The 24,891-nt window shown below is 40.5% G+C and carries 22 protein-coding genes and 1 pseudogene; 19 read left to right on the forward strand and 4 right to left on the reverse strand.

Translation table 11 applies throughout. The features are described 5' to 3' along the window. Nucleotides 1-20 precede the first annotated feature (20 nt). Complete coding sequence (locus STRCR_RS07375; protein WP_004229979.1) at nucleotides 21-1,037, reverse strand: AraC family transcriptional regulator; 1,017 nt, start codon at nucleotides 1,035-1,037, stop codon at nucleotides 21-23. Nucleotides 1,038-1,148: 111 nt separating this feature from the next. Between STRCR_RS07375 and STRCR_RS07380 the strand changes: the two genes are divergently transcribed. From STRCR_RS07380 to STRCR_RS07430, 10 genes and pseudogenes are all read left to right on the forward strand, one after another. Next, nucleotides 1,149-3,056 (forward strand): beta-glucoside-specific PTS transporter subunit IIABC, encoded by a 1,908-nt coding sequence (locus STRCR_RS07380; RefSeq protein ID WP_004225884.1) that lies wholly within the window; start codon nucleotides 1,149-1,151, stop codon nucleotides 3,054-3,056. A 60-nt stretch (nucleotides 3,057-3,116) separates the two neighbouring features. After that, nucleotides 3,117-4,055 (forward strand): AEC family transporter, encoded by a 939-nt coding sequence (locus STRCR_RS07385; protein ID WP_004226299.1) that lies wholly within the window; start codon nucleotides 3,117-3,119, stop codon nucleotides 4,053-4,055. A 15-nt stretch (nucleotides 4,056-4,070) separates the two neighbouring features. Next, nucleotides 4,071-5,561: a family 1 glycosylhydrolase gene (locus tag STRCR_RS07390; protein ID WP_004227338.1), complete on the forward strand. Its 1,491-nt coding sequence runs from the start codon at nucleotides 4,071-4,073 to the stop codon at nucleotides 5,559-5,561. 66 nt (nucleotides 5,562-5,627) lie between these two features. Then, nucleotides 5,628-6,314, forward strand: coding sequence for a pyrimidine 5'-nucleotidase PynA (gene pynA / locus STRCR_RS07395; RefSeq protein WP_004227960.1), 687 nt, complete (start codon nucleotides 5,628-5,630; stop codon nucleotides 6,312-6,314). Between the two features lie 948 nt (nucleotides 6,315-7,262). Then, entirely contained in the window at nucleotides 7,263-7,703 is a 441-nt protein-coding gene (gene msrB / locus STRCR_RS07405) for a peptide-methionine (R)-S-oxide reductase MsrB (RefSeq protein ID WP_004228482.1), read from the forward strand. Nucleotides 7,704-7,725: 22 nt separating this feature from the next. Then, nucleotides 7,726-8,211: pseudogene (gene msrA, locus STRCR_RS07410) on the forward strand (peptide-methionine (S)-S-oxide reductase MsrA); the annotation flags it as partial. 124 nt (nucleotides 8,212-8,335) lie between these two features. Next, nucleotides 8,336-8,812, forward strand: coding sequence for a MarR family winged helix-turn-helix transcriptional regulator (locus STRCR_RS07415; RefSeq protein WP_004225883.1), 477 nt, complete (start codon nucleotides 8,336-8,338; stop codon nucleotides 8,810-8,812). A gap of 1 nt (nucleotide 8,813) precedes the next feature. Next, a complete protein-coding gene (locus STRCR_RS07420) occupies nucleotides 8,814-9,173 on the forward strand; it encodes a class Ib ribonucleoside-diphosphate reductase assembly flavoprotein NrdI (protein WP_004228300.1) in 360 nt (119 codons plus the stop codon). Between the two features lie 26 nt (nucleotides 9,174-9,199). Next, nucleotides 9,200-9,508, forward strand: a complete 309-nt coding sequence (locus STRCR_RS07425; protein WP_004226500.1) for an antibiotic biosynthesis monooxygenase family protein — start codon at nucleotides 9,200-9,202, stop codon at nucleotides 9,506-9,508. Nucleotides 9,509-9,532: 24 nt separating this feature from the next. Further along, entirely contained in the window at nucleotides 9,533-9,841 is a 309-nt protein-coding gene (locus STRCR_RS07430; protein ID WP_003048827.1) for an antibiotic biosynthesis monooxygenase family protein, read from the forward strand. Between the two features lie 90 nt (nucleotides 9,842-9,931). Here the strand turns inward: STRCR_RS07430 and guaA are convergent, their stop codons facing one another. After that, a complete protein-coding gene (gene guaA / locus STRCR_RS07435; protein WP_004229996.1) occupies nucleotides 9,932-11,485 on the reverse strand; it encodes a glutamine-hydrolyzing GMP synthase in 1,554 nt (517 codons plus the stop codon). Between the two features lie 148 nt (nucleotides 11,486-11,633). Here guaA and STRCR_RS07440 point away from each other — a divergent pair, with 148 nt between their 5' ends. Together STRCR_RS07440 and STRCR_RS07445 are read left to right on the forward strand one after the other, a co-directional pair. Then, nucleotides 11,634-13,169 (forward strand): hypothetical protein, encoded by a 1,536-nt coding sequence (locus STRCR_RS07440; protein ID WP_004227451.1) that lies wholly within the window; start codon nucleotides 11,634-11,636, stop codon nucleotides 13,167-13,169. Nucleotides 13,170-13,332: 163 nt separating this feature from the next. Continuing rightward, nucleotides 13,333-14,031 (forward strand): GntR family transcriptional regulator, encoded by a 699-nt coding sequence (locus STRCR_RS07445; protein ID WP_004226293.1) that lies wholly within the window; start codon nucleotides 13,333-13,335, stop codon nucleotides 14,029-14,031. A 110-nt stretch (nucleotides 14,032-14,141) separates the two neighbouring features. Here the strand turns inward: STRCR_RS07445 and STRCR_RS07450 are convergent, their stop codons facing one another. Next, complete coding sequence (locus STRCR_RS07450; protein WP_004229645.1) at nucleotides 14,142-14,903, reverse strand: alpha/beta hydrolase; 762 nt, start codon at nucleotides 14,901-14,903, stop codon at nucleotides 14,142-14,144. A gap of 117 nt (nucleotides 14,904-15,020) precedes the next feature. On the opposite strand from STRCR_RS07450, the gene STRCR_RS07455 reads away from it, so the two are divergent. The 5 genes from STRCR_RS07455 (at nucleotide 15,021) to STRCR_RS07475 (ending at nucleotide 20,640) form a co-directional block, all read left to right on the forward strand. Continuing rightward, complete coding sequence (locus tag STRCR_RS07455; protein WP_004229497.1) at nucleotides 15,021-15,353, forward strand: putative DNA-binding protein; 333 nt, start codon at nucleotides 15,021-15,023, stop codon at nucleotides 15,351-15,353. 28 nt (nucleotides 15,354-15,381) lie between these two features. Further along, the gene (gene ffh / locus STRCR_RS07460; protein WP_004229526.1) at nucleotides 15,382-16,956 is read left to right on the forward strand and encodes a signal recognition particle protein; all 1,575 of its coding nucleotides are present in this window, start codon (nucleotides 15,382-15,384) and stop codon (nucleotides 16,954-16,956) included. A gap of 115 nt (nucleotides 16,957-17,071) precedes the next feature. Beyond that, on the forward strand, nucleotides 17,072-18,940 hold the full coding sequence (locus STRCR_RS07465; protein ID WP_050897013.1) for a glycosyltransferase family protein: 1,869 nt from the start codon (nucleotides 17,072-17,074) through the stop codon (nucleotides 18,938-18,940). 277 nt (nucleotides 18,941-19,217) lie between these two features. Continuing rightward, nucleotides 19,218-19,916 (forward strand): SatD family protein, encoded by a 699-nt coding sequence (locus STRCR_RS07470; RefSeq protein WP_004229449.1) that lies wholly within the window; start codon nucleotides 19,218-19,220, stop codon nucleotides 19,914-19,916. Next, nucleotides 19,909-20,640, forward strand: coding sequence for a DUF3307 domain-containing protein (locus STRCR_RS07475; protein WP_003048838.1), 732 nt, complete (start codon nucleotides 19,909-19,911; stop codon nucleotides 20,638-20,640). The genes STRCR_RS07470 and STRCR_RS07475 overlap by 8 nt, the downstream gene beginning before the upstream one ends. Before the next feature lie 103 nt (nucleotides 20,641-20,743). On the opposite strand, the gene STRCR_RS07480 is transcribed toward STRCR_RS07475, so the two are convergent. Continuing rightward, nucleotides 20,744-21,304 (reverse strand): TetR/AcrR family transcriptional regulator, encoded by a 561-nt coding sequence (locus STRCR_RS07480; protein ID WP_004228699.1) that lies wholly within the window; start codon nucleotides 21,302-21,304, stop codon nucleotides 20,744-20,746. Nucleotides 21,305-21,417: 113 nt separating this feature from the next. Between STRCR_RS07480 and STRCR_RS07485 the strand changes: the two genes are divergently transcribed. Together STRCR_RS07485 and STRCR_RS07490 are read left to right on the forward strand one after the other, a co-directional pair. Further along, entirely contained in the window at nucleotides 21,418-22,119 is a 702-nt protein-coding gene (locus STRCR_RS07485; protein WP_004227891.1) for an ABC transporter ATP-binding protein, read from the forward strand. Between the two features lie 9 nt (nucleotides 22,120-22,128). After that, nucleotides 22,129-24,750: an ABC transporter permease gene (locus STRCR_RS07490; RefSeq protein ID WP_004230070.1), complete on the forward strand. Its 2,622-nt coding sequence runs from the start codon at nucleotides 22,129-22,131 to the stop codon at nucleotides 24,748-24,750. The last annotated feature ends 141 nt before the right edge of the window (nucleotides 24,751-24,891 follow it).

Here is a 24,891-nt window from a genome sequence, read left to right on the forward strand (position 1 = left end):
AATTCGTCCTGACGAAAATGTTAGGTATTTTCTTTATCTTTGATTAAATTTCTATACTCATTTGGTAGCATACCATACCTATCTTTAAATTTCTGATAGAGTTGATTTTGGTTAGAGAAGCCTGCTTTTTCAGCGATTTCAGAGATAGTATATGTGGAGTTGACAAGATAATTTTCTACCTCGGCTATTCGTTTAGTCATCTGTATTTCTTTAAAAGATTTACCGTATGAGTTTTTCAAAAGACTCGAGAGATACTTTTCGTGGTAACCATATAGCTTGGCAAGCTTTTTAAGATTAATCTCTTTATAATTATTTTCAATGTAATTGACGATATTAAAAATATTATTGGATAATGCATCTGAGAAATGAATTTCTGTTTGATTCTGATGTTCCCCAATATACAGCAATTCAAGGAAAATCAGCGAGAAATAATACTGGATAGCTTGGTGCTTGTAGTCTCTGTCACTGTAGTGTTCCAGAAGGAGGTCTTGAAATAGCCGTCTTATTTTATTGCTGTCCTTTGTTTTAAAAATAATATAGTTATTATGACTAGCGTTTGAGTAGAGAGTCCTACTAATAAACGTAGACAATAAATTAGAAGTATCCACTGTTAGTAATGATTTGAGATAACTGTTTTTCATGACTATATTAATAATAATATCATCATAATCTGGTTTTCGTTTTTCACGTATCACTTGTGTATCAAAAAAGCAAATATCTCCAGCTTCCAGTGTTACCTCCTTATTATTTATAACATAGGTGCATTTGCCGGAGTAGATGAAATTAAGATTAATGTTGGAATAAATATGAGGAGGCATGGGGGTGAAACGAGAATCTTTACGAATGTGGAGAGGTGATATTTTTAGCTTATAATCGTTAATCTCAAAAATTTCTTTTCCATTCAGTATTCGTCGGGGCGTGCTGCCATTGCTGTAACGCTTTGAAAGACTATTGGGATGGGAAAGATAGTAACTTTCATTTTCTGTATAGGCAAATAAATGTTTCTCTAAAGATTTTATATCTTGCTCAAAATTCATAATACTATATTATCTTACTTTTTGATAGTAATCAACTATCTTTTTGACATTGTATGCGAGTGTTGGCTCATCTATAATAAAAGTGTAAAAACAAAGAAGGGAGCCTAGAATATGGCAAAAGACTATTCAGCTTTAGCCAAGGATATTGTGGCGCATGTTGGTGGAAAAGATAATATCATTGACTTACGTCATTGCGTCACACGTCTGCGCTTTACATTAAGGGATCAGTCCAAAGCTGATACCGATTACCTCAAAAAGAGAGAGGGGATAGTAACGGTCGTTCAAGCTAGTGGACAGTATCAGGTTGTAATCGGCAATCATGTACCCGATGTTTATGCTGCAGTCCTTGAGCAAGGCGTCATGGCAACGACAACTTCTGATGACTTGAGTCAGAAAGACACTGATACCAATATTTTTAACAGGGTTATTGATGTTATTTCTGGTATTTTTCAACCAATTCTAGGAGTGATGGCAGCAGCTGGGATTATTAAAGGGATCGTAGCATTATTAAAAGCAGTTTTTGCTATTACTCCAGACAATTCGGCCCTAGCATTAGTACTCAATGCTGCAGGTGATGGACTTTATCAATTTTTACCGATTATTCTAGCTGTTACAGCAGCTAGAAAATTTAAGATGTCAGAATTTACCGCGGCAGCTATTGGTGCTGCCTTGGTATATCCAACTCTTCCTGCAGGTGTTGAAACGCTTGAGAAAGCAGGAATTACTCATATGCTTGGTTTGCCGTTTGCGCTGCCATCATCAGGTAGTTATTTATCAACGGTTATTCCGATTATTTTAGCCGTTTGGTTTGCTTCACATGTTGAAAAGTTTGTCAAAAAAGTGTCACCTGAAGTAGCAAAAATGTTCTTGGTTCCATTTACTACATTATTGGTGACAGTTCCATTAACATTTGCTATTGTGGGACCAGTCGCAAATCTTATCTCAGATCTGCTCTCAAAAGGATTTATGGCAATACTAGACTTTAGTCCATTTGTTTATGGTGCAGTCTTGGCTGGCCTTTGGCAAATATTGGTGATGTTTGGTTTGCATTGGGCCATTATTCCATTAGCTATTCTCCAATTTGCTGATAAGGGGTGGACAACAATTATTGTGCAAAATTCAATTGTTGCCTTTACCCAAACAGGTGTCCTTTTAGCAATTCTTCTTAAAACTAAAGAGAAAAAGGTAAAATCAGTTGGCTGGCCAGCATTTATTTCATCTATTTTTGGTGTAACGGAACCATCCATTTATGGTATTACATTGCCAATGAAAATGCCGTTTTTAATTTCTTGTATTGTTTCAGCTGTTTTAGGTGGATGGACTCAGTTTTTTGGACTAAAGAATTATGCAATGGGTGCGCTCGGTATTTTTGGGGTCCCTGGGTATGTCAGCCCTAGCCAAGGATTGCGGCCTATGTTTATTCTTATCGCTCTTGACATTCTTGCCGTTCTGATTTCGTTTACTATTCAAATGTTTGTTCCTGTTCCAAATTTATATGGGACACCTGATGAAAAATCTACTGTTAAGCAACAGTCTGAAGTTACAACTTCAGCGGTTGAACCAGTTGGAGAAGACATCCAAAGTCCCATGATTGGCTCTGTCATTCGACTTTCTGAAGTGCCTGATGAGGTCTTCGCTTCTGGTGCCATGGGGCAAGGTCTTGCGATTAATCCTACAGACGGTACAGTTGTTGCGCCGGCTGCTGGTGAAATCACATTAGTATTTCCAACTGGTCACGCTGTTGGAATGAAAACTGAGCACGGTGCAGAAATTCTGATCCATATTGGTATGGATACTGTGTCATTGGCTGGTAAAGGATTCAAGTCTTTTGTTAAACCTGGTGATAAAGTAAGAGCGGGTGATCAATTGCTTGAATTTAACTTGTCAGAAATCAGGGAAGCGAAATTGTCAGTTATTTCACCTATTATCATTACCAACGCTTCAGAATATCAGGCTATTGAGCCGACAGTAGCAGGTACCATTAATTCTGGTGATTTCTTGATGAAGACAGTCAAGTAACTAAGAAAATAAGAGTCTGGAAATATCTCAGACTCTTTCTTGGATTAGAGATGAGGAAGAATGTTTACTAATATTCTTAATCAAGTATTTTTGATGTTTGTATTGGTTGGAATTGGGTTTATACTAAATAAAATTCAATTTCTTCATAAAGAGACAGGTTCTGATTTAACCAATATTTTGCTATATGTCATAAGTCCAGCGCTTATACTAAAGTCAATGCAGCAAGATCGGAGTTCCTATAGTTTAAAAATAATTGCCCTTGTTGTTATTGCTCTGGTGATTCTCTATTTTATAGCTATTTTGCTATCTAATGCGAGCTTTTCACATTTACACTCTTTAGACATGAAACGTAGTGCAATTATGGGAACAGTATATTCTAATATTGGCTTTGTTGGAATACCGATTGCAAGTGCTTTATTTGGTGACAGAGGAGTGTTTTATTCAGCCATTGGTATTATGGTTTACAATACTTTTGTCTGGACACACGGAATGACTCTTTTTGACAATGGTGACGGAAGTTCAAAAGAGAAGCTTCTAAAGATGTTTAAAAATCCTAACACCATAGCAATAGGTGTAGGTCTGGTGCTGTTTTTCTCAGGTGTAAGACTTCCAACTCCCCTTAATCAAGGTCTGGGATATCTGGCGGGTGCCAATACTCCTTTATCAATGTTTTTGATAGGGAATAGTTTGGCAAATATAGCGATGGATAGAAAAGTTGTCAAACCTTGGATGATTGTAACAGTGTTTTACCGTAATCTATTGATGCCAGTTATTGGAGTATTGATATTTGCACTTCTGGGAATAAAAGGAATAGACTATTTTGCAAATGTCATTTTATTCGCTTGTCCAATCGGGTCTTTAGTTACTTTATTTATAATCCAAGCCAAAGGAAATCCTGAGTTTTCAATTATTGAAATTGGTCTCTCGATTGTGACTTGTATTATATCAATACCAGTAATTTATCTTATAGCACAATTAGTCATGCAACAATTGTTTTAAAGAAAGGAATTCAGAATGTCAAATAAATTTCCAAAAAATTTTTTATGGGGTGGTGCAATTGCTGCAACGCAAGCAGAAGGAGCCTACAAGGAAGATGGGCGTGGTTTAATCAAACTTGATGTGACTACGGGAGGAACAAAAGATACTCCCCGTATGACAACGTACATTGATAAGGATGGTAATTCGGGTGAGGCACCGGGTCGTGGTCACCATGCAGTTATTCCAGAGGGAGCACACTATGCGGTTTTGGAGGATCACTATTATCCCAATCATGATGGTGTAGATTTTTACCATCGCTATAAGGAAGATATTAAGCTCTTTGCCGAAATGGGCTACTCCATTTTTCGATTATCGATTTCTTGGAGTCGTATTTTCCCGAATGGTGACGATAAAGAGCCCAATCAAAAGGGTTTAGATTTTTATCGCCAAGTATTTGAAGAGTGTCATAAATATGGTATTGAGCCCTTGGTTTCAATTTGGCACTTTGATACACCTTTAAATCTGGAAGTAAACTATGGCGGTTGGAACAATCGTCAATTGATTGACTTTTATGAAAGATATGCAAGAACAATCTTTACAGCATACAAAGGCCTTGTTAAGTATTGGCTAACGTTCAATGAAATTAATAATACGGTCATGATGTTGGATATGTTTGGCAGAAAGGCTACTAAAGAGATGTACCAACAGGGCTATCAGCAACTGCATTATCAATTTGTAGCCAGCGCGCGTGCTATTAAAATTGGACATGAAATTGACCCTGAAAATAAGATTGGTTGCATGATTTGTGGCATTACATTTTATCCGGCAACGTGCGATCCCAATGACATTCTGGCCAATGAACATAAATGGCAACAAGGAATTTATTATTGTGGAGATGTGCAGGTGAAAGGGCAATATCCTACCTATGCGAAGCGCCTTTGGAAGCTGCATGATGTGGAACTTGATATCACAAATAAAGATTTAGAAGAGCTGCGTGAAGGCTGTGTGGATATGTATACTTTTTCATACTACATGTCGAACAATGTGACAACTCACCACTTGGATTCCAAAGATATGGTAGACGGAAATTATTCTACTGGGGCTCGTAATGAGTATCTAACTTATTCTGAGTGGGGATGGGCAGAAGATCCGCTCGGATTAACTTATTATCTTGAAAAAATTTATGATCGCTATGGAATTCCATTAATGGTCGTCGAAAATGGACTCGGAGCCGTCGATACAGTATCCGAAGATGGCAGCATTCACGATGATTATCGCATCAACTATCACAGAAATCATATCGATGCTATGGCAAAAGCCATAGCAAATGGAGTTGATTTAATTGCTTATACAACTTGGGGCTGTATTGATATTGTATCTTCCGGTACAGGTGAAATGCGTAAACGCTATGGCTTCATTTATGTCGATAAAGATGACAAAGGCAAAGGGACATTTAACCGGACACCGAAAGACTCTTTCTACTGGTATAAGAAGGTTATTGCTTCTAATGGAGAGGACTTAGGATAATTAACAGTCAGGACCGCGATTGAAGTTTTTGCTATAATAAGCGTAAAAACTTTTGAAAGGATCATCATGCTCTACAAATACCTTCTTTTTGATCTCGATCATACCCTGCTGGATTTTGATGCTGCGGAAAACCTTGCGCTGCACCAACTTTTGCTTGAGGCGCAAGTGTCAGATATTGCAGCTTATATGGACTATTATGTCCCCATGAATCGTGGGCTTTGGGATGATTTGAGCTTGGGTAAGATCAGCAAGCAAGAGTTGATCGATACGCGTTTTGCCCGACTATTTGCCCACTTTGATCAAGATGTGGATGGCCGCTATTATGCCCAGCGTTATCAGCACTTCCTCAGCCAGCAGGGACAGGTTTTAGAGGGGGCTAAGGAACTTCTGGGGATCCTTGGGGCGCGTGGTTATCGTCTCTTTGCTGCGACTAATGGGGTGACTTTTATCCAAAACGGTCGTTTGGATCGCTCTGGTATTAAAGACTATTTCGAGCAGGTGTTTATCTCGGATGATCTGGGTCATCAAAAACCGACTGTTGCTTACTTTGACAAGGTTGCGCAGGCTATCAAGGGCTTTGACCGCAAGCAGGCCCTTATGATCGGTGATGGTCTTCTCAGTGATATTCAAGGCGGTAACAATGCTGGGATTGATACGGTTTGGTACAATCCAGATGGTAAGGAGAATACCAATCAGGCTCAGCCGACCTATACGGTAGCTACTTACCAGAAGCTACTAGAAATTCTCGATTAAGATGATAAATGGGTAGACTCAGTTCCTCCTTGGGATTGAGTCTAATTTTTGAGCCAACCTTACGGTTTCATAACAAGGAATTTATTCTACTAACTTTGGAGAATAGCGAAGAGGTTGAGACAAAAGTTCTCAGCCTTATTATTTGGTCAATTTTATTTGCTAGGCGCAGTGGTTGGGAGAAAAACTGGTTGGCTCTGCCAGAAGTCTTTCCCCTGCACAGTTCATGAGGTGCTTCAGCACCAATGAACCACTACTGATTGGAATTCCTTATCTTGGTGGGGTGCAGTCCCATTTTCAGCCACCCCCTTAAACAGTTCACTGGACTGTTTAAGGATCATACAAGTGATAGCCTCAACAGTTTGGGAAACTATTCAGAAGTTATCTAATACCATGAACCTTGTTCATCTTATTTCCAACCTTAAAAGGTCTCCTGGGCATTTTGAGCTGTTCGGAGGTGGGTTAAAAAGGTCTAGTAGACCTTTTTAATTGGGAAATAAAGCTTGCAAAGCAAGTGTCAAAATCCTTCACTGAAGGATTTCTACCTGAGTTTTAAAATAAGGAAGCGAGGACAATCACATTCTCCGAATGATTAATTTCCGTATCACTCTCCCATAGCTTCTCATAAAAATTTCTGAGCCGAATTCTTGAAATCCAAAATCGATTGAGTTAAACTGATTCCACAAGATCAACCTAAGTACAAGCTGGGGCATCGCTTCACGGCTTGGTATCTTGTTGATTGAACACGCCTACGGACTTTGTGAAATTAGGTACGTCTTCCTAGAATCTTTAGCGATTCCTTGTCAGGCTTCCTAAATTTCTTTGAGTCGCTTAATGGCTTAGTGGCATAATGTTGGTTAGTTGATCTTGCTGACCAAACGGCGTTAGTGGGAGAGACTTAGCAATGTCCACAGACGCCTTTTGTATCTTATGAAAGAGGGAGGACTTTCTATGGCAAAAGAAAATGAACAAGAGTTACGCCAGCGTATCGGAGATCTGGCTTATGAGGTGACACAGAACGCTGTTACTGAGCGTGCCTTTACAGGAGAGTATGATGAGCACTTTGAAAAAGGGATCTATGTAGATATTGTTAGTGGACAGCCTCTGTTTTCATCGACAGACAAGTATGATTCAGGTTGTGGCTGGCCGGCTTTTACTAAGCCGATTGAAGAGCAGAAGGTGACCAACCACAAGGACTTATCGTACGGGATGAGACGTATTGAAGTTCGTAGTCAAGAAGCAGATTCTCACCTTGGGCATGTCTTCAATGATGGCCCGATTGATAAGGGAGGTTTACGCTACTGTATCAATTCTGCAGCCCTTAGATTTGTCCCCTATGAGAATATGGCAACAGAAGGTTACGCAGACTACTTGAAGCTCTTTGATGATTAAAATAAAAGAAGGAGTGCTACTTATGAAAAAAATTTATCTAGCTGGTGGCTGTTTTTGGGGTGTTGAAGGATACTTTGACTTGATCGATGGCGTTACAGCTACCCGTGTCGGATATGCCAATGGTCAGTCTGAGGTTACCTCTTACGAACTTGTCGATGCGACTGATCACGCTGAGACAGTGGCTGTGACCTATGATCCTGAGCGTGTGAGTTTGTTAGAGATTCTAGCCCATTACTTCCGTATCATCGATCCATTTTCGATTAATCGTCAAGGAAACGATATTGGCAGGCAGTACCGTACCGGCATCTATTATGAAGATGAGGCAGATAGGGCTATCGCGGAAGCTATCATGCAAAAGGTCAGCCAAGAACATGGCGGTCGTCCTCTAGCAGTTGAGCTAGAACCGCTTCGTCACTTTATTGATGCTGAAGAGTACCATCAGGATTACTTGAAAAAGAATCCAAATGGCTATTGCCATATTGATTTAGGCTTGGCAAAAGTCCCGCTGGCTTAAATAGCCTTATGGAACGATTGATTTGGACTATCAAGCTAATCAGTTGTCGCTTCAGATAGAATTTGACTAAGCTAGTTTTACAAAATCAATTGAACAAAATTGACTAGGAGAAAGTCGGATGCCTCACACTGCTATTGACGAACATGCTATGGAAAATCCACCATCATTACTATTAGAAAATAACCTCTGTTTTTCCTTATATGTGACTTCACGGGAATTCATTAACCGTTACACACCGCTGCTGGCAGGTATTGGGTTAACCTATACTCAGTATGTCACCATGATGGTGCTTTGGCAGGAGAAGCAGATCCTTACCAAGGACCTTCGCGCGAAACTATTTCTTGATAGCGGAACCTTGACGCCTGTTTTGAAGAAACTGGAAGACAAGAAGCTGATCACCAAGGAGCGCTCAAAAATGGATGCTAGGGATGTGATTGTCACTATTACCGCTGATGGCTTAGCGCTAGAAGAGGAGGCCTTAGGGGTGCAAGCAGAGGTCGCAAAAAGTTTTGAAGGTATGGAAGCTGCCGGCCATCTGATGGCGTCACTGCAGGACATGATGGCTTTCTTCCGGGCACAAAGAAAGGAAAACTAATATGGTAAAAGTCGCTTATGCCAGCCGTTCTGGTAATGTCGAAAAAATTGTTAACACACTTGGCGTCCCTGATGTACTTAAGATTGAGACAGGTCAGGAAGTTATTGATGGGGACTACATTATTTTTACTTATTCAACTGGTCAAGGTCAGGTGCCAAAAATAGTTGAGACTTTTTTGGCTAAGAATTCTGGTGTGAAGGCTGTTGTCGGCAGTGGCTCTATGGCTAAGCATGCGAAAACCTTTAATTTTGCAGCCGAAACAATCAGTCAGCACTATCAGATTCCTATTCTGGCCAAGTTAGACGGCACCGGAACGAAAGAAGAACTGGAAAAACTAGCACGGACCTTGGAGCAGTATTAAGGCAAGGGTAAAAGGAGGACTGTCTAATGACACGTATACAAACTGCAGTCTTTACTGTTGAGGCGGACTATAAAGCATTGTTTGCAGAAAAGATTGAGCGTGATGTCGCTTCGATGAAAGCTTGGCCTGGTAATGTTTCTGCCGAAGGCTGGCAGGGTGATGAGAAAGATGGAACAGTTGAATTTATTCTCGTTTCAAAATGGAACTATAAGGCTGACTTTGAAGCCTGGTTGAAACGTCCCGGGCATGCTGAAAGTCACGAGAAACCTGGTATTCAGGATGTCCGTCAGCATGTAACTCGAAGCGTAGCGAGCTACCGGATTTTAGCAGATTAATTTTATCATGAGGAGGAAATTTTTATGACTTACGTACAAACCGCAGTATTTACAGTAGAAGCTGACTATCAAGAACAATTTGCGCAAAAAATTAAAAATGATGTGACTTCACTCAAAGCTTGGGATGGCAATATCTCTGCCGAAGGTTGGCAAGGCGATGAGCAAGATGGCAAAGTGGATTTCATTTTGATGTCAAAATGGGCCAACAAAGACGATTTTGGAGCTTGGCTCAACCGCCCAGAGCATGCTGAAAGGCATCAAAGACCAGAAGTCAAAGAAGTTCGCAAACACGTGACGAGAAAAGTAGCCAGCTACCAAATTTTGGCAGATTAAAAACATATAATAAACCCCATCAGAAATTTATTTTCTGGTGGGGTTTTTGATAGAAAAATTAATTTGATCTCGTTTTCAAGTTTAGAAGAGTTATTCCCACTCTACAGTTGCTGGTGGCTTGCTGGTAATGTCGTAAACGATGCGGTTAACGTGGTCAACTTCATTGACGATGCGGGTTGAGATTTTTTGTAGCACATCCCAAGGGAGTTTGGCAAAATCTGCAGTCATACCGTCGATGGAAGTGATAGCACGAATGGCAATGGTGTAGTCATAAGTTCGACCGTCGCCCATGACACCGACAGATCGTACACCAGTATTAACCGTAAAGTATTGCCAAACATCACGTTGAAGACCGGCTTTGGCGATTTCTTCTCGAAGAATAGCGTCGGATTCCCGAACCGTTTTCAATTTTTCAGCTGTGACATCTCCCATGACACGGATAGCTAGACCGGGACCAGGGAAGGGTTGTCGCCAGACAATATCATCAGGCATACCTAGTGCAGTACCTAGAGCCCTAACTTCATCTTTAAATAGGGTGTTAAGGGGTTCAATTAATTGAAACTGCATATCTTCTGGCAGACCACCGACATTATGATGGGATTTGATAGTCTGGGCTGTTTCGGTTCCGGACTCAATGATGTCTGTGTAGAGCGTACCCTGCGCCAAGAAGTTAACCCCTTTGAGTTTGCCGGCTTCGTCATCAAAGACATAGACGAATTCATTTCCAATAATCTTGCGTTTTTTCTCAGGGTCGTCAACGCCAGCTAGAAGGTTAAGAAAGCGCTCGGAAGCATCCACACGGATGATATTGAGCCCAAACTTTCCTCCTAGCATATTCATAACTTGATCACCTTCGTTTTTCCGAAGTAAGCCATGGTCAACAAAAATGCAGGTCAATTGGTCGCCGATGGCCTTTTGTAAAAGGACACCAACAACAGACGAATCGACACCGCCTGATAGACCGAGGAGAACCTTCCGCTCACCAACTGTTTGGCGAATCTTAGTGATTTCCATTTCGATAAAATTATCCATAGACCAATCACCCTTGGCCTCACAGATATTTAGGGCGAAGTTCCTCAAAATATCATTACCATAGACTGAATGACGAACCTCGGGGTGAAACTGAATGCCATAGATCTTTCGATTGGAATTTTCAATAGCTGCATAGGGACAATCAGCTGAGTCACCAACCAGATGGAAGCCCTGAGGAATTTCGGTGACGGCATCGCCATGGCTCATGAGAACAACTTGTTCCTTTGGTGTGTCAGTAAAGAGTTCGGAGTCCTGACGTAGATGCAAGGTGGATTGACCATACTCGCTGCTTCCAGTTTGACCAGCTGGTACTACCTTACCACCTAGTCGGTCAGTAAGGAGCTGCATGCCGTAACAAATACCCAGTATTGGAATACCAAGCTGGAAGATTTCTTCATCAATACCAAAAGAATTTTCTGCATAGACAGAGTTAGGACCACCAGAGAGGATGATACCAATTGGATTTATTTCTCTAACTTCCTGGGCAGTAATCTTATGGCTTTTGAGTTCAGAAAAGACACCGATTTCACGAATTCGACGAGCAATCAATTGATTGTATTGACTACCGTAGTCCAAAACGATGATCTTTTCAAGATTGTTAAATTCAGTCATCAATAAGCCTTTCCAATTTTGTCGATTAAGTCGACAGATTATTGAATCCATTGTAACACACTTTGAGTGGAAGTGCACCAGAAATTCAGGGTGAAAATTCCTGCCATATCCCTATTCTAGCTGATTAATCTATGTTATAATATGACCTATGCGTAAAGAAATGCCACCCACACAAAGAAGAAAAGAAAGTCGTAAGGAATCTCTTCTCAGGGAGAAAAATCATAAGGGGCTCTTTCGGCCTCAAGAACTGATCGCTTTAGGAGTTCTTGTCATTTCTGTTATTATCCTTTTAGCTGTTACTCATAGTTTTGGTGTGCTCAAAAGGGATGTTCGAAGTATTACCAACCATCTGCAAATTGGCTCTGAAAATCTAAAAGCGAAATATCAAGCTGATGAAAGCGTACAACTTTCAGACAAAGCCAAGCAATCCATCGGCGGTAAGGATTTGACTGACTATCACAATTGGATCGGTAAGGTCAAATCTGAAAATCAGGTTGATACCAAAAATGGTAAATCGGTCATGACCTATTCCATTACATTTGAAAATGGCGATAGTCTAAACGGTGTTAAGGAATCTGATTTGACCAAAGCACCAGATGCTAAATTTAAAAAGGATGCGACCATCCAGATTAGTCATTCAGCAGAATCTGACTTGGATGGTTATGATTTAAGCAATTATCAGGGAGACGCAGCAAAGGTCGAAAAGGTTAGCTACAATTATACATCTGGCGGCGGTTATAAGTATGATGTTAAGCTGGATGATGGCACAGATATTTCTAATATCGCAGAAGCCAGTGTCAACGATATTTACCACGTCCCTCTAAAAGAAGAAAATTCTGCAGCAGATAATAATCAGGTATTAAAAGACGCCTTTAATTACGCCAAAGAGAATCCTGGAACAATCCTTGGTCTTCCAAGTGGAGATTTCACCATCGGAACACAGACTCCTGAAACAGACTATATTACTTTAGCATCAGATACACAGATTCGCGGTGATAATACCAATCTCATTGTTGATGGTGCTCAATATTGGTTCGGTTTTGCGACAGGGCCTGGTGCAACAGATGGCGTACAAAACTTTACTATGAGAGATATCACTGTCAAAGCCAAAGATTTAAAAAAAGGAAACCAATTTATGATTATGGTTAATCATGGTAGCGACTGGACTGTTGACAATAATACCTTTATCATGGTTCATAAAATGGGGAGTCATATTTTTGACTTAGGCGGCTTGCAAAACTCCAGTTTTGATGGCAATACCTTCGAGGGCTATGCACCAGAGCTGACTGATAAAACTGATTTATCGGAAGTCAGCAAAGATCATGATATTTACGCTGAGGCTATTCAGTTTGATACTTCCGACAATAGGGGAGAATGGGATGGCAATTTCTTGAAAAATATCGACCCTAATTATGGTAATTTCAATCAAACAAAAGCAGTTACTAGCAACATCAGTGTAACTAATAATTCCTTTATCCCTTATAAGGATGGGTCAGGAAAAATTATTGCTTACGGTGCTAGCATCGGTCAGCATTCTGGAGATGTTAATAATGTCACGGTATCTGGAAACACGCTTACTGATACTTTAACCAGCCGTTTCCATCAAGATAATAACTGGATGTTTAAACCTATTCATTTTACACCAAGTTCATCAATGTCTGTCTATGGCAACACAACTAATTAGTTGGGGAGTTGAGTGACAGTGGAGTTGTAGATTATTTTCGTATTTGAATATGAGATTTGCTTGGGCAGAAGCTCTGTGTGTGCTTTTCTCGAATTAGAAAAAAGCCAGAGCTCTTCTGCTTTTTTGTGCTACAATATTGGTATAGATTAAGCAGGAGGAAGCTATGTTACCAGCTTATATTCGGATTCATGATGCCATCAAGAATGAAATAGATCAGGGGGTTTGGAAAATTGGCAGCCGTCTGCCCAGTGAAAGGGATTTATCTGATCAGTTTGAAGTCAGTCGGATGACCTTGCGACAGGCCGTTACACTCTTGGTTGATGAAGGCATCTTAGAAAGACGGATAGGCAGTGGCACTTATGTGGCCAGCCAACGAGTCCAAGAAAAAATCCGCGGAACAACCAGTTTCACAGAGATCATCAAAGCTCAGGGCAAAGAGCCATCGAGCAAATTGATTTCTTATGAAAGAACTTATCCAAATGAACAAGAAATCCGTCATCTGGGTGTCACACCTAAATCTTATATTATTCGGATGGAACGGGTTCGCTATGCCGATAATATCCCTGTCGTTTATGAGGTAACCAGTATTCCTGAACGGCTAATTCGCAACTTTAAGAGAAAAGAAGTTACCAATCATTTTTTTCAGACATTGACAGACCATGGTTATATTATTGGGAAGAGTCAACAAACTATTTCTGCTGACATTGTTGATCCTCAACTGACCAAAGAGCTAGCTGTTGAACAGGGACATGCTATTTTGTCCTTAACGCAGACCTCCTACCTAGATGATGGCACAGCTTTTGAATTTGTCCGCAGTCAATATGTAGCTGGACGTTTTGAATTTTATTTAGAAAACCACTAAAAGAGCCGACTTAATTAATCGGCTCTTTTAAGTGTTATGGGAATACAATATTTACATAATTATATATATGTATTATTTCTGTCGCTCTGGAAAACAAGGGGAAATGACTGTCATCGCATCCAGAGGAAATCCATAAAGATGGGAACTTGCTTCTGCCAATCCGCTTCACGGTGGCGACTGCCTTCTTGACAGTAAATATAAGTAGCAGCACCGTAACTTTGAAAAGCTGCTTCAATGGCTAGATTTGCCTTAGCTGTCGGACTGTCCAAAGGGTCACCATGAGTATGACCAGCCTCAAGGCGTCCCCAAGACAGATAGATTCGGCTATTAGAATCAAGGTTGCTTGCTGCAACATCGGCTTGCAAGTCGCCCAAGATGGCAGAGGAGAGGCAGGCCGCCTTTGAGAAAATATGATTATATTTAGCCAGAGCATAAATGGCCATCAAGCCTCCCATTGAGGAGCCAGCAATAGCTGTAGCTTCACGAAAGACATAGGTGCGATAAGTTTTGTCAACATAGGGCTTGATATCGTTAACCAGCCAATCCATAGTTTCTTGGCCTAGGCCATTAATATGACCGCCAAAAAAATCTGAGTCAATATCATAAGGACTGTATTCTGATAAGCGTTCATTGCCTTCGTGACCGCATTCAAGCCCAACAACAATCATCTTCTTCGGCCAGTTTTCTAGGAAATCGTAAAGTCCCCAAGATTTGCCATAAGTTGCCATCTGGTCAAAGAAAAGGTTCTGTCCATCAAAGAAATACATAACAGGATAGGTATCCTGACTATTATAGTAATCGTCAGGCAGGTAAATATGCAATTTTCGCCACTTACCAACAGCTGGAAAATAAGAATCATGATACTCAATCATTTTGCGGATGCCTCCTATTGGATTTTTAATCAGTCAAAGCTATTATAGAGAAAATATCTAGTATGGACAAATCTAAACGGCTATAAAATGTGTGAAATTTTTGCTATAATAAGGCTTATGGAAATTGAAAAAACCAATCGCATGAATGCGCTTTTCGAGTTTTATGCTCCACTCCTGACGGACAAGCAGATGAACTATATTGAGCTCTACTATGCAGATGATTATAGCTTAGCTGAGATTGCTGATGAGTTTGGCGTCAGTCGTCAGGCGGTTTATGATAATATCAAGCGAACTGAGAAAATTTTGGAAGACTATGAGCGAAAGCTCCACATGTATTCCGATTATATTGTTCGTAGCCAGATTTTCGACAGTATTTTAGAGAACTATCCTAATGATGCGTATCTGCAGGAAAATATTTCTCTCTTAACCAGTATTGATAATCGAGATTAATTAGTAAAATAAAGGAATAGGAATTACAATGGCTTTTGAAAGTTTAACTGAACGTTTACAAGGCGTTTTCAAAAATATTCGCGGCAAGAAGAAGCTCTCTGACAAAGATGTCCAAGAGGTTACTAAGGAAATTCGTCTGGCTCTGCTAGAAGCTGATGTCGCATTACCAGTTGTTAAAGATTTTATCAAACGGGTACGCGAACGGGCTGTTGGCCATGAAATTATTGACACCTTGGATCCAACTCAACAAATTATCAAGATTGTCAATGAAGAATTGACAGCAATTCTGGGTTCTGAAACGGCGGAAATTGAAAAATCTCCTAAGATTCCAACCATTATTATGATTATTGGTCTTCAAGGGGCGGGTAAAACAACTTTTGCTGGTAAATTGGCTAATAAATTAGTCAAAGAAGAAAATGCCCGTCCTTTGATGATTGCAGCTGATATTTACCGTCCAGCGGCTATTGATCAGCTGAAAACCTTAGGTCAGCAAATTAGCGTGCCAGTTTTTGATATGGGAACTGATGTCCCTGCGACTGAAATCGTTAAAAGTGGTCTGGCTCAAGCTCGGGAAAATCATAATGACTATGTCTTGATCGATACGGCTGGTCGTCTGCAGATTGATGAGACCCTGATGCAGGAACTGCGGGATGTCAAAGACTTGGCCCAGCCCAATGAAATTCTCTTGGTTGTTGATTCTATGATTGGTCAAGAAGCAGCCAACGTTGCCCGTGAGTTCAACCAGAAACTGGATATCACAGGTGTCGTCCTCACCAAGATTGATGGTGATACACGCGGTGGTGCAGCCTTGTCTGTTCGCCAAATTACTGGCCGTCCGATTAAATTTACCGGTACTGGTGAAAAGATTACTGACATCGAAACCTTCCACCCAGATCGGATGTCTAGCCGTATTTTGGGTATGGGAGACCTATTGACACTGATTGAAAAGGCCAGTCAAGAATACGATGAAAAGCGCTCAGCAGAAATTGCTGAAAAAATGCGCGAAAATACTTTCGATTTTAATGATTTTATTGAGCAGCTGGATCAAATGCAAAGTATGGGACCGATGGAAGATCTTCTGAAAATGCTTCCTGGTATGGCTGGAAATCCTGCACTTAGCAATCTTAAAGTAGATGAGCGTGCGATTGCTCGCAAGCGTGCGATTGTCTCATCGATGACACCAGAAGAACGTGAGAATCCTGATTTGCTCAACCCAAGCCGTCGCCGCCGAATCGCAGCAGGGTCCGGAAATAGCTTTGTTGATGTCAATAAATTTATCAAGGATTTTAATCAGGCTAAGTCTATGATGCAGGGCGTTATGAGCGGTGATATGAACAAGGCTATGAAACAAATGGGCTTGGATCCTAATCAATTGCCTAAAAATGGTTCTGGTATGGACATGTCAGCCCTTGAGGGTATGATGGGACAAGGAGGTATGCCTGATATATCAGCCTTGGCTGGTACTAATGGTATGCCCGATATGAGTCAAATGCTTGGCGGTGGCTTGAAGGGGAAAATTGGTCAGTTCGCTGTTAATCAAGCTATGAAACGTCAGGCCAATAAACTTAAAAAAGCCAAGAAAAAACGCGGCAAGAAGAAGTAGTAACCGGTAATTTGTTTACAGTCAGAAAAAACGCTATTCTTGCAATTAAAACTATAAAAATACATGAGGCTGGGCTAGGTGTCCCAGCCTCATAACACCTCATAACAGGAAAACAATGACGAATAATACAATGCAACAACCCCAGCCAAATAATCACAGTTCTAATCGAAAGCAATTGGATAATGTTTTAGATATCCTAAGAAAATTATGGCTTATCTTAAAAGAGACCTGCCGGATGCTAATCAAGTATCTTAAATTCCGTGCTTCTGATCCGCTAAAGGTGTTTTTAGTAGCTCTATTAATCAGTTTGATTTATATCATTCCTTTGATGATGAGCAACGGTGCCTTGTATGGTGATGATTTGCACTTTCATCTTAACCGTGTCCTCAGTCTGGCCAGCATCCATGAAACTCCAGTCAATTTCAAAGCTTTTTATAAGGTCGGACAAGGGGTTAATTTTTTCTATCCTTACTTAACCTATTATCCTTATTATTTGCTTTATAGGTTGACTGGCAGTCTTTACAGTGGTTGGATACTTTATATTTATGGCTTAACAGCGGTAACATACCTAATTTCTTACTATTCAGGCAAAGGAATTACCCATAACCCTTTTAGTTCACATATTTTTGCCATATTTTACGTATTTTCGGCCTATCGCCTTGGCAATATTGTGATTCGCTTTGCAACTGGCGAGGTTATCGCGATGAGCTTTCTTCCCCTAGCTTTTTATGGGCTTTATAATATCGTTATAGGCAATTATCATAAATGGTATCCTCTGACTTTTGGCATGGCTTTGCTTATTTATAGCCATATTTTAACGGCTTTTATGGCTTCAGCTGTAGTTGGTCTAATCTTTATCACAACAATTGCTTTTCAGCAAAATAGGCTTCAGCGCTGTTGGAATTTCTTTATTGCCGTGATGGCTAGTTTAGCTTTGAGTGCTTTTCAGTTTTTTACCATGTTAGAGCAGTTTCGCTACAGTCGTATTGATAATCCTGGGGGGATATCACTAAACGATTCTACCAGAACGCTCGGTGATATTTTTCACTTTAGCCTTAATAATGCCATTAAGGAGTTAGTGCCTGGAATTCTTGTCATTGTCTGCCTCCTTCTGATTTTACTTCAATTTCGAAAATTAAGAATTGAAGACTACTATCTCATAGGCTGGATAGTGTTGCTTATTTTATTGGAGAGCAAGGTTATCAAATGGCCTGATAGTCCTAATAGTAGTGTCAGTGTTATTCAGTTTGCTTGGCGAGTTAATAGTTTTCTCACCCTCTTTGCTACGTTTTTAGCATCCAAACTTTTTCTTCTTAGAAATCCATCGGTAGGTAGACGGCGACTTTTCTATGTTGAGACTATAGCAGTTCTGGTTGCTTTGTCTGCTATTAATATCAGCAGTTCAGTAACTATATTTAAGACGTTGTCCAGTCATAAACCGATCATTTTTAGCGAACTATCTCATCGTAATAAACAAAAAAGGGTTCTTAACGCTATATCACTCAGAGACTATGCCAATAGGTCGACTAGAGAAAAAAATGAAGTAGCTGATACTGGTAAGAAGCTAGGACATCAGGTTATAGTTAAAGACAGTGATGTTCTTTTAGAATCCAAATTTCGTTTTAGGGATAGCTATGCGACTGGGGTTATCACTAATGATACGGGCAGTGAACAGCGGATTGAACTTCCTTTTTATCGCTATAAGGGACAGGTCGTCACCGTTGATGGTCAAGAAGTTCCGACAACCCTTAGTAAAGCTGGCGCTACGACCATTCATTTTCCCGAGGGAACTCATGAGATCAAGATAACCTACCATTATACTCAGTTGGCTCGCGTAGCTTGGGCAGCTTCAGTGATCAGTTGTCTGTCTATTATTCTTTATGCTATTGCCTACGGACTAGCTGACAGAGGAATTCTTATCTTCCGAAAAGACGGCCTAGTGATTTATCACCCTGAATGGAATTCAGCTGCAACTGAGCGATAAATAAGATATAGGTTGATAAGGGAAAATCCATAAAATGTCTATTTTGATAGACATTTTTGTTTTTGTCTGTTACAATAGACAAAAACAAAGTTTTTTAAAGATTAAAACAGAGATGATGCGCATTATCTTTAGATAGTCAATGAATAATATAGAATTCATTGAGAGGATATTGTTGTAAGTAGTAAAATTGGTGGCTAAAGAGAATTTATTAAAGGGGGACTCGTTCGTACCGACGAGAAAAATACTTGATTTTAATAAGTATAGAAAGGAGAAGACGATGACTTATCTTGCTCTTATTGGTGATATTATCAATTCCAAAGAACTCAAAGACCGTGCTCAGGTGCAGGAGCAGTTGCTGGGCTTAATGCAGGCAATCAATAAGGATTATGCTTCTGTTATTGTGTCACCATTCACAGTAACGACAGGTGATGAATTTCAGGCTTTATTACGACCCAGTGATAATATTTTTCAAATTATTGATAATATACAGATGCAACTGTTGCCTGTTCAAATTCGTTTCGGATTAGGTCTAGGAGAGATGCTGACTCCTATCAACGATAAGCAGAGCATTGGGTCGGACGGCCCAGCCTTTTGGTGGGCTCGTGAAGCTATCAACCATGTTCATGATAAGACTGATTATGGGGTTGCGCGTATCGCACTGTCTTGTGATAATCAGCTGATTCAAGAAAGTGTTAATAGCCTGCTGGCCTCTGGAGATTTTATTAAGTCTAAATGGACTGCAAATCAACTGGCTATTTTAAAAGCCCTGCTGGAACAGCAGAGCTATCAAGAACAATTTGAACATCAAATGATTGCAGATGCTTTAGGAATTAAACCCAGTGGCTTTAGCAAACGACTGAAAGCCAGCGGTTTAAAGCATTATTTACGCAGCCGCAAGGCAGCAGCACATTTGATTATTGCAGCAAGTAGAAGCAATGATCAACAACAAAGTAGCGAGGAGGAGAACCATGCTTGAAATTTTAACTTTCTCGGACTACCTCATAGAGAACCCTTTGCTAACCTTGACCTTATTGGCCCATTTTCTAGCAGATTTTCAATGGCAAAGCCAAAGAATGGCTGATCAGAAATCTTACAGTATACGAGTGCTATTGCAGCACCTTATTATTGTCGCCTTACCTCTGTTAGTCTGTTTGGTTTTGAATCCTGCAGCCGGAATCTATCTTTTGGTTGTTTGGCTTAGCCATGTCGTTATCGATAGTGCTAAGTTTTATTTTGTACCAAATATGCACAGCCAATCCGGACAGCAGGTGATTTTTGTTGGTGACCAGATTTTGCATTATTTGGCTATCTTTTCTGCCTATATTTGCTTTAAACCTGATACCATATTGCTTATCAGCCAGAATAGTGAACTGATTCGTTTGGGCTTATTTTTGACTTTGATTACTAAGCCGATTAATATTGTGTTTAAACTCTTTTTCAGCAAGTATCAAGTTTCTGAGGAACCCCACGAACCAACTGTAGCTGGTGCTGGTGCTCTTATTGGTTTGTTGGAGCGTCTTATTATGGGGATTTTCTTATTGTTTGGGCAATTTGCAGCCATAGGTCTGGTATTTACGGCTAAATCTATTGCTCGTTACGATAGGATTTCGAAAAACCAAGCTTTTGCAGAATATTACCTGATTGGGTCCCTATTCAGCATCATCAGTGTTTTGCTAGTCTATGGTATCTTATTGGTGTGATAGTTTAGTAAATACATTTCAGCTTCGCATAAAATTAGGACAAGCATATTTTTATTTTAATTGATATCTTTAAAAAACAGTTCACTTCAATGTGAGCTGTTTTTTAAATAGGCTCATCTAAAAATAGTGCTTTTACGATAATATCAGCCATATCAGCTGTACTTTTGCCAGCACCTTGATTGATCCAATAGGTAATGAGGCTTTCACTACTAGCTAGGTAAACTTCTAAGGCATAGTCTTCCGGAATATCATAGTGCTTGGCGATAATCTTTTTCCAATGAGGGTTGTTAGGGTGGCTGATAATGAGTTGAAAGACAAAATCCTTGATGATTTGGGAGAAATTGACATAAGAAGTTTTTGCAATCACAGAGACAAAGTCGAAGTCTCCCACCAGATAGTCCAAAACCTCTTTTATCACAGGCTTAGGATCTTCATCTAAGTCTTCTTTTTGCAAAATATTAAAAAGCTGAGTCAGCATTTCTTCTTTCATCTGATTAATCATGTCATATTTATCCCGATAATGGAGATAGAAGGTTCCGCGATTAATTCCCGCTGTCTTGGTCAAGTCCGAGATAGTAATCGTTTCAAAATCCTTTTCCGATAGTAGGCGGATTAGAGCCTTCTTGAGATAGTTTTTGGTTTCAGTCTGTCGTTTTTGAGCCATATGCTTTCCTTAAATCAACACTTTGTTTATTTTTGTTCTTGTTAAATCAACAGGCTGATTATATAATATTTCCTGTTATAAATCAACAATGTGTCCAATTAAGGAGGAAAGAGATGGCTTATATCGAAGTTAAACATTCTACTAAGCGTTATCATATGGGGGATACCACTATCTCAGCTAATGATGATGTCAATTTCGAGATTGAAAAAGGAGAGTTAGTGATTATTCTGGGATCATCAGGGGCAGGGAAATCAACCCTGCTCAATATTCTGGGAGGAATGGATACCAATGATGAAGGGCAGGTCATTATTGATGGCACAGATATTGCTCAGCTCAATTCGCACCAGCGGACCAATTACCGCCGCGATGATGTGGGCTTTGTTTTTCAATTTTACAATCTGGTAGCCAATCTGACGGCCAAGGAAAATGTCGAATTAGCCTCAGAAATTGTCAAAGATGCCATGGATCCTGTAACGATTCTAAAAGAAGTCGGACTTGAGAAACGGATCAACAATTTTCCAGCGCAACTGTCTGGCGGGGAGCAGCAGCGTGTTTCCATTGCACGCGCCGTAGCTAAAAAACCAAAGATTCTGCTATGTGATGAACCGACCGGTGCCCTTGATTATCAAACTGGTAAACAGGTTCTGCAAATCCTGCAGGACATGTCTCGCCAACAAGGCGCAACGGTCATCATCGTAACCCATAATTCAGCTTTAGCGCCTATTGCAGACCGTGTGATTCATATGCGGGATGCTAGCGTAAAATCTATCAAAACTAATGATCATCCGCAAGATATTGCAAGCCTGGAATACTAGGAGGGAGCTATGTCTAAAAAAATCTATTGGAAAGATATGCGCAAGGCTATTACAGGATCCAAGGGACGTTTTATTTCGATTGTTCTGCTCTTGATGCTGGGTTCCTTTGCCTTGGTCGGTCTCAAGTCGACCACACCCGATATGCAAACAACGGCCAGTGACTACTTATCCAAGTATCACACGATGGACCTGAGCATTATGGCCGATTATGGACTGAGCAAGAACGACCAAAAGGAACTGTCTGCTATCAAAGAGGCAAAAGTAGAGTACGGCTATCTGGATGATGTCACGATCAGACATCGTTCTGATGCTGTCCGTATTTTCTCCTATGATAATACTGTTAATGACATCTCTCGCTATGAACTTGAATCAGGAAAATTTCCTAAAAAAGCTAAAGAAATTGCCCTATCCAAGGCTTACCGTAAGGATTATAAAATTGGCGATCACATTACTTTTAAAAGGGGCAATAAAACTTCATTAAAATATGATACCTACACGATCACGGGCTTTGTCAATTCAACAGAAATCCTCTCTAAGACAAGCTTGGGCAGCTCAACAGCTGGTGATGGTAGTCTATCAGGGTATGCTGTTACTTTACCAGAAGCCTTCGACAGTGATGTCTATAGTATCGCTCGCATTCGCTATGATGATCTGGCTGGACTTAATCCTTTTAAAAACACCTATAAGAAAAGACTAGCCGACCATCAAAAAGACCTAAATGACTTGCTAAAGGATAATGGTGCCAAGCGTTTGGCTGACCTCAAAGCTGATGCTCAGGAAAAAATTAATAAGAAGCAAGTTCAGGTAGATAAGGTCAAGGAGCAATTAGCACAAGCAGGTACTCAAGCTCAATTACCACCTCAGCAAGCAGCAGAGGTCAGCAAGCAAATAAGTCAGGCGCAAGCAAAGATTGCTGCCGCCCAAAAAGAAAAGAACCGGTTAACAGAACCAACCTACACCAGCTATACACGCGCTACGCTTCCAGGTGGCGATGGCTATACCTCTTTTTCGGCAACAACTGATAGTATCTCAATCGTCGCAGATCTTTTCCCCATTGTTCTCTACCTAGTTGCTGCCATGGTCACCTTTACGACTATGACGCGCTTTGTCGATGAGGAACGACAAAATTCAGGACTCTTCAAGGCCCTTGGTTACTCCAATCGAGATATCATCCGTAAATTTGTGGTTTATGGCGCTACAGCTGGTATCGTCGGAACAATCCTAGGAGTGATAGCAGGTACCTATTACCTCCCTGTCAATATCGGTAATATCGCTATGAGCGATCTGACCCTAAATAAGATGAAATTGTCTCCTCATGCTTCTTACATTCTCTTAGCATTTGGCCTAGCCATTCTCTCCAGTATTCTACCAGCTTTCTGGGTGGCCTATCGTGAACTGCGCGATAAACCAGCCCAGCTCTTGCTGCCCAAACCGCCAGCAGCAGGTTCTAAAATTTTCTTAGAGCGGTTAACTTTTCTTTGGAATCGTCTCAGCTTTACCCACAAGGTAACCGCACGCAATATCTTTCGTTATAAACAGCGCATGCTGATGACCATCTTTGGGGTGGCTGGCTCAGTTGCTTTATTATTTGCTGGATTGGGCATCCAGTCGTCCATTTCCGGAGTTGCCGACAAGCAGTTTGGACAGATTTTCTCCTATGACATGATTGCCGTTCGCAACAAACAAGCCTCATCGCAGGAGAAAGCAGCTGTCAAAAAAGCCATTGCTTCCAAAGACTTCGGTAAAAACTTGGACATCTACTATGAAAAGAGCGAGCAGAGCATAAAAAATGTTACGGAAGAGCGGACGGTGACAAGCTTGGTAACATCAGGTAAAGATTTTTCTGGTATGATTAATCTATCTTCATCCAAAGGACAAAGATTCAAACTCTCAGATGATGGGGTTATTCTATCTGAAAAACTCGCCCAACTCTATCAGGTAAAGGTCGGCGATCACTTTGACTATATTGATAAGGATGGCCATAAGGTCTCCTTGAAAGTATCTGGCATTGCTCAGATCTATACTGGTCATTTTATCTTCATGACCCAGAATTATTACCAAAAGGCCTTTAAAACTGATCTCTCAACCAACGCCTATCTCCTACAGACCAAAGATCATTCAGACAGCAAGATTAAAAACCTTTCGACGGATTTGCTGGACTTAAAAGGAGTAGAAGCTGCCTCACAGAATATTGCCATGGTCAATTCTCTGGAAAAGATAGTGGACTCTCTCAACAGCGTCATGCTGATTTTGATTATCGTCTCAATTTTACTGGCCCTCGTGATTCTTTATAATCTCACCACTATCAATGTTGCCGAACGTATTCGTGAACTCTCAACTATCAAGGTGCTTGGATTTCACAGCAAAGAAGTCACCATGTATATCTACCGCGAAACCATCACCCTATCGCTAATTGGTATTCTGGTGGGCCTTGCCAGTGGTTTTGGACTCCACAGACTTTTGATCACTCAGATGGGCGGAGATGATTTCAACTTTAGTTACTCGTTAACCTGGTCTGTTTATCTCATTCCAGTACTAGCTATTATCATCATTCTGAGCGCCCTAGGCTGGCTAGTTAACCATAGACTAAAAGCCGTTGACATGTTAGAAGCACTCAAAAGCGTTGACTGATAAAATAAAAATATTACCAGAACAATTCCTGAAAAATCTCTGCCATAAGGTTGGTTTTTGTGTACTCTTTTTTTGAAAAAAGCCATTCAATTCAGTTTGGTTATAAGCTAACAAACGGTCTTTTGGTAATGTTATTCACAT

The sequence above is a fragment of the Streptococcus criceti HS-6 genome, assembly GCF_000187975.2.
Taxonomy (GTDB): domain Bacteria; phylum Bacillota; class Bacilli; order Lactobacillales; family Streptococcaceae; genus Streptococcus; species Streptococcus criceti.

What these genes read in the sequence shown, in the direction of transcription:
- STRCR_RS07375 (WP_004229979.1), bottom strand. Translation starts at nt 1,037, where the DNA reads ATGAATTTTGAGCAAGATATAAAATCTTTAGAGAAACATTTATTTGCC.
- STRCR_RS07380 (WP_004225884.1), top strand. Translation starts at nt 1,149, where the DNA reads ATGGCAAAAGACTATTCAGCTTTAGCCAAGGATATTGTGGCGCATGTT.
- STRCR_RS07385 (WP_004226299.1), top strand. Translation starts at nt 3,117, where the DNA reads ATGTTTACTAATATTCTTAATCAAGTATTTTTGATGTTTGTATTGGTT.
- STRCR_RS07390 (WP_004227338.1), top strand. Translation starts at nt 4,071, where the DNA reads ATGTCAAATAAATTTCCAAAAAATTTTTTATGGGGTGGTGCAATTGCT.
- pynA (WP_004227960.1), top strand. Translation starts at nt 5,628, where the DNA reads ATGCTCTACAAATACCTTCTTTTTGATCTCGATCATACCCTGCTGGAT.
- msrB (WP_004228482.1), top strand. Translation starts at nt 7,263, where the DNA reads ATGGCAAAAGAAAATGAACAAGAGTTACGCCAGCGTATCGGAGATCTG.
- STRCR_RS07415 (WP_004225883.1), top strand. Translation starts at nt 8,336, where the DNA reads ATGCCTCACACTGCTATTGACGAACATGCTATGGAAAATCCACCATCA.
- STRCR_RS07420 (WP_004228300.1), top strand. Translation starts at nt 8,814, where the DNA reads ATGGTAAAAGTCGCTTATGCCAGCCGTTCTGGTAATGTCGAAAAAATT.
- STRCR_RS07425 (WP_004226500.1), top strand. Translation starts at nt 9,200, where the DNA reads ATGACACGTATACAAACTGCAGTCTTTACTGTTGAGGCGGACTATAAA.
- STRCR_RS07430 (WP_003048827.1), top strand. Translation starts at nt 9,533, where the DNA reads ATGACTTACGTACAAACCGCAGTATTTACAGTAGAAGCTGACTATCAA.
- guaA (WP_004229996.1), bottom strand. Translation starts at nt 11,485, where the DNA reads ATGACTGAATTTAACAATCTTGAAAAGATCATCGTTTTGGACTACGGT.
- STRCR_RS07440 (WP_004227451.1), top strand. Translation starts at nt 11,634, where the DNA reads ATGCGTAAAGAAATGCCACCCACACAAAGAAGAAAAGAAAGTCGTAAG.
- STRCR_RS07445 (WP_004226293.1), top strand. Translation starts at nt 13,333, where the DNA reads ATGTTACCAGCTTATATTCGGATTCATGATGCCATCAAGAATGAAATA.
- STRCR_RS07450 (WP_004229645.1), bottom strand. Translation starts at nt 14,903, where the DNA reads ATGATTGAGTATCATGATTCTTATTTTCCAGCTGTTGGTAAGTGGCGA.
- STRCR_RS07455 (WP_004229497.1), top strand. Translation starts at nt 15,021, where the DNA reads ATGGAAATTGAAAAAACCAATCGCATGAATGCGCTTTTCGAGTTTTAT.
- ffh (WP_004229526.1), top strand. Translation starts at nt 15,382, where the DNA reads ATGGCTTTTGAAAGTTTAACTGAACGTTTACAAGGCGTTTTCAAAAAT.
- STRCR_RS07465 (WP_050897013.1), top strand. Translation starts at nt 17,072, where the DNA reads ATGACGAATAATACAATGCAACAACCCCAGCCAAATAATCACAGTTCT.
- STRCR_RS07470 (WP_004229449.1), top strand. Translation starts at nt 19,218, where the DNA reads ATGACTTATCTTGCTCTTATTGGTGATATTATCAATTCCAAAGAACTC.
- STRCR_RS07475 (WP_003048838.1), top strand. Translation starts at nt 19,909, where the DNA reads ATGCTTGAAATTTTAACTTTCTCGGACTACCTCATAGAGAACCCTTTG.
- STRCR_RS07480 (WP_004228699.1), bottom strand. Translation starts at nt 21,304, where the DNA reads ATGGCTCAAAAACGACAGACTGAAACCAAAAACTATCTCAAGAAGGCT.
- STRCR_RS07485 (WP_004227891.1), top strand. Translation starts at nt 21,418, where the DNA reads ATGGCTTATATCGAAGTTAAACATTCTACTAAGCGTTATCATATGGGG.
- STRCR_RS07490 (WP_004230070.1), top strand. Translation starts at nt 22,129, where the DNA reads ATGTCTAAAAAAATCTATTGGAAAGATATGCGCAAGGCTATTACAGGA.